This is a genomic window from Okeania sp., from assembly GCF_983059655.1.
Genome location: NZ_CEZPJD010000754.1, coordinates 1 through 3,883 on the forward strand (window position 1 = coordinate 1; position 3,883 = coordinate 3,883).

General features: G+C 39.5%; 4 protein-coding genes. All 4 read left to right on the forward strand.

Annotated elements, in window-relative coordinates:
• The coding region (gene carA / locus AC3DU7_RS27845; protein WP_488042503.1) for a glutamine-hydrolyzing carbamoyl-phosphate synthase small subunit at nucleotides 1-1,062 on the forward strand (1,062 nt) is incomplete at its 5' end.
• A gap of 384 nt (nucleotides 1,063-1,446) precedes the next feature.
• Entirely contained in the window at nucleotides 1,447-1,788 is a 342-nt protein-coding gene (locus AC3DU7_RS27850) for an STAS domain-containing protein (protein ID WP_488042506.1), read from the forward strand.
• 378 nt (nucleotides 1,789-2,166) lie between these two features.
• The gene (locus AC3DU7_RS27855) at nucleotides 2,167-2,577 is read left to right on the forward strand and encodes a Mini-ribonuclease 3 (protein WP_488042504.1); all 411 of its coding nucleotides are present in this window, start codon (nucleotides 2,167-2,169) and stop codon (nucleotides 2,575-2,577) included.
• A 361-nt stretch (nucleotides 2,578-2,938) separates the two neighbouring features.
• Nucleotides 2,939-3,853: a 23S rRNA (guanosine(2251)-2'-O)-methyltransferase RlmB gene (rlmB, locus tag AC3DU7_RS27860; protein WP_488042505.1), complete on the forward strand. Its 915-nt coding sequence runs from the start codon at nucleotides 2,939-2,941 to the stop codon at nucleotides 3,851-3,853.
• The last annotated feature ends 30 nt before the right edge of the window (nucleotides 3,854-3,883 follow it).

Sequence of the window (3,883 nt, forward strand, 5' to 3'; positions counted from 1 at the left end):
GTATTTAATACAGGAATGACTGGTTATCAGGAAGTTCTGACAGACCCAAGTTATTGTGGGCAAATTGTTACTTTTACTTACCCAGAATTGGGAAATACGGGGGTAAATCCTGAAGATGAAGAGTCCAATGAGCCAAAAATAAAGGGTGCGATCGCTCGTAATATTTGTCCACGTCCTAGTAACTGGCGCTCTACTCAGTCTTTGTCAGAGTATCTTCAAGAACATAAAATTCCTGGGATTTATGGTATAGATACCCGTGCTTTGACCAGAAAAATTCGGACTTTAGGGGCAATGAATGGGGCGATTTCTACAGAAATTTTAGACCCAACTGAATTGCTAGAAAAAGTTCAGTCTGCCCCTAGTATGGCAGGATTAAATTTAGTTCAAGAAGTAACAACTAAAGAAGTTTACCAATGGTCTGAACCTACTAATGCAGCTTGGGAGTTTAATCCTTCTGTTTCTGGTTACAGTGGAGAACAATATACAGTTGTGGCCATTGACTTTGGAGTGAAAAAAAACATCCTGCGACGTTTAGCTAGCTATGGTTGTCGAGTTGTAGTTGTTCCTGCTAATACGCCACCAGAAGAAATTCTCAAGTACAACCCTGATGGTATTTTCCTTTCCAACGGTCCAGGAGACCCCGCTGCTGTTAATGAAGGTATTGAGACTACTAAAGAGTTACTCAAATCATCTAAACCTGTTTTTGGCATTTGTATGGGACACCAAGTCCTCGGTCTTGCTTTGGGAGCCGACACTTTTAAATTAAAGTTTGGCCACCGTGGTCTCAATCAGCCTGCAGGTTTGCAGCAACAAGTGGAGATTACAAGTCAAAATCATGGATTTGCCATTAATCCAGATTCTTTAGCTACTGAGGTAGAAATTACACATCTGAACTTGAATGACCAAACTGTTGCAGGTTTACGACATAAGTCTTTACCTTTATTCTCAGTACAATACCACCCTGAAGCTAGCCCCGGTCCTCACGATGCTGATTACTTATTTGAACGTTTTGTCCAGGTAATGCAAGATGAGCGGAAAGCTAAAGCCTCGAAATCAAAGTAGGATTTGGCCTGCAAATTTTATCAGGAAAGGCATAGGGCAGGAGACAGAAGGCAGAAGGGAATTTTTACTCCTGCTCCCTCTGCTCGTGACCTTTAAGGAAAAAAGGTATAAAACCCCATAGTCAACGGGGGTGTCTACAAGCTTGTTGGGGTCAGAAACCCCATCCAATTGTTCCTTCTGCCCTCTGCCGTCTGCCTTCTGCCTTTGTTCATGTATTCCTAGAATTAAATTATGCAACTTTTGCATAATTTGTCTTGAAAATTTAAGCTGTCTGTAGGAGTAGACAAATTTTACATAAAAGAGTATAATAGATGTTCGACTTATGCAAAATCAAGCTAGGAGGGCGTTATTCCTGAGCCTAAGCCATTAGCCCTGACTGTTAGCCTGAGATGTACTCATGAAGAGAGGGATAACTTCCAGCTATTCCGCTTAACAGGGCTATTAGATGCCTTCTCAGAAGGTACTTTTAACAAAGCACTGAAGACGAAAATCGATCAAGGTGCAAAAAATATTATTTTGGATTTGTCCAAAATAGACTTTGTAGATAGCTCTGGGTTAGGAGCACTCGTACAACTGGTAAAGCATACCAAACAGTATGAAGAAGGTACGTTACAAATAATCTCTAATGCCCGTGTAAATCAAACTGTTAAATTGGTTCGTTTAGAGAAATTTTTGTCCTTACGGTCTTCATTAGATGAAGCTCTAGAAAGTGTCAAGAAATCTTGACAAGGCCAGGCAATGACCGACTTTTGAATATAGCTATAGATGCTATCTCCCGTCAAAAGGCAAAAGTCTAGGCGGGAGTTGGTCAAGCCTGATGAAATTAGCCAAGTCAGAACTCAGAAATTGCTTTTGTAACGGGGATTTGAACAAGCCTCCAAAAACATTTCGCCTTAAAAAGCGGGTTTTTAGACCCAATTATTTTGGTTTTCATCAAAATTATGAGAAAAAATTGGTACTTAGAATAATTGTTAAGTATGGGAAAAAACTAGAAACATTGTGAGAGCAAAATTTTGCCTGTCTTGGTAAATTGAGACCAAAACTTAAGTTACCATTGATATTGAATTGATTAGAAAGGCTGGGCTAACAAGGAGAAAAATCGGTTTGCAACATTTAAACCTTGTCGCGCTAACACCAACAGAAATTCAAAAAATAACACCCTCAGCTTGGGCATACCTGGGGGATGCTATTTATGAATTATTTATTCGGAGCTACTACTTAATACCAGCCAAGCGATCGCGCTCTTATCATCAACTGGTGGTAGCCCAAGTTAGAGCAGAAAGTCAGGCTCATCATTTACATAATTTAAAACCTCATCTTACCAGTTTAGAGTTAGATATTCTCAAACGAGGGCGCAACGCTGCTTTTGGGAAACCGAAAAGATTAGACCCAGAAATTTATCAACAGGCTACCAGTTTAGAAGCTTTAATTGGGTACTTATATTTAACAGATCCTCAAAGGTTAAACCAATTACTAGGCTATATAGAATTAGATATAGAGGATAGAAAGAATTAAAAAGGTTCATTTCACAGGGTACTTAAACTCTATTAGGCATCTTCAGAAAAGAGGGAGTAATAGGCCCTTCTGTATTAGACATCTCCGGAAAAGAGGGAATAGGGAGTAGGTAGTAGGGAGTAGGGAAAAAGAATTGATAATTTCTGTGGAAGAATTGATTTGATTTTTTATTATTGGAGATGTCTATTAGAAATAAAACTAGATTTGATATGATATCGTGTGCCCCTCCGGGGGAGGTACGCTAACGGATAATCAGTTATAAAAAAACTTTTGGCCTTGAACCTTTCTTGCCTTTCTGCCGTCTGCCTTCTGCTTTTCTTTCATCCAAAGTGTAATTATTCAACCGAACATAATATAAGCTATGCCTATAAAACCTTCAAAATTTAACTCTCAAGACAAACCCCAAAAACAGAAATCAATTAAACTCAAAAGTAAGCACTCAAACAACGATCGCTTAGAAACTACAAGAGAAGATGACGATCTAATCTATGGACGACATACTGTACAAGCAGCCCTCAAAAGTGAGCGGTCTTTAAATCGCATCTGGGTTATTCCGCCACTAAGATACGATCCTAGGTTTCATACATTGCTCAATGAGGCTAAAGCCAGAGGTACTATCGTAGATGAAGTAGATGATAGACGCCTAGATCAAATTACCCACAGAAAAAATCATCAGGGTATTGCTGCTCAAATATCTCCTTACGAGTACAAAGAGCTTGACGAACTAATTTCTCAAGCTAAATCTAAAACCGAGCAACCTATATTGCTAGTAGCTGATGGTCTCAACGATCCCCATAATTTAGGAGCCATTATTCGGACAGCAGAAGCTATGGGAGTACAAGGTTTAATTATTCCACAAAGACGAGCAGTAGGAATAACTTCGACTGTAACAAAAGTTGCCGCAGGAGCTTTGGAAAATTTTCCGGTAGCCAGAGTTATTAATCTGAGTCGTGCTTTGGAAGAATTGAAGAAAGAGGGATTTTGGGTATATGGTACTGTAGCAGATAATGGGGATCTTATTCATACCGTAAAGTTTACAGGAGCTATTGTTTTAGTTATTGGTAGTGAAGCAGAGGGTTTAAGCCTTCTCATCCAAAAAAATTGTGATGCCTTAGTATCTATACCAATGTCAGGCAATACACCGAGTCTCAATGTATCAGTAGCAACTGGTATGGCCCTTTATGAGATCCATAGACAACGCTGGTCAAAAAAGTTGGCGTATGTAGTAAAAAATATTGATAGTCCTGCTAGTGTCATGGTAGATGGGGATGAATAGCACTGTTTCATGGGAGCAAGATGCTCCCAC

What these genes read in the sequence shown, in the direction of transcription:
- rlmB (WP_488042505.1), top strand. Translation starts at nt 2,939, where the DNA reads ATGCCTATAAAACCTTCAAAATTTAACTCTCAAGACAAACCCCAAAAA.